This window comes from Salmonella sp. SAL4457 (assembly GCF_046548235.1).
Lineage (GTDB): Bacteria > Pseudomonadota > Gammaproteobacteria > Enterobacterales > Enterobacteriaceae > Salmonella > Salmonella enterica.
The window spans coordinates 1-334 of record NZ_JBGDZO010000203.1; the positions used below are offsets into that span (position 1 = coordinate 1).

1 protein-coding gene is annotated in these 334 nt (G+C 66.5%); it reads right to left on the bottom strand.

The window, feature by feature from the left end; all coding sequences use genetic code 11:
• Positions 1 to 74: 74 nt before the first annotated feature.
• Positions 75 to 334, bottom strand: a 260-nt coding sequence (locus tag ACLJNW_RS23920; protein WP_410961183.1) for a response regulator transcription factor, incomplete at its 5' end; no start/stop codon positions are given.

A 334-nucleotide genomic window follows, 5' to 3' on the forward strand; every position in this document is an offset into this window, starting at 1 on the left:
GGCGCCTGGCGGGAACAGCTTGGTCTGCAACAGCGGAATGGTGCTGGCGGGAACACCGTCGCGATGGCCCATGGTCAGAGCAGGCTCAGCTCGCGGGCTCGCCGGATCGCCTGGGTGCGATTGCGCACCTTGAGCTTTTCGTAGATGTTGTGCAGATGCCATTTGACGGTCCCCAGGGCCAGCGACAGGCGCTGGCCGATTTCTTCGTTGGATAGGCCCTGTGCGGCCAGGCAGACCACTTCGCGCTCGCGCTCCGTCAGGCCTTCCTCGAGCGCATCCTGGGGCTTGCGCACGCCCTGCCCGGGCCAGATGCCGAGCAGGCCGCGAATGAAGG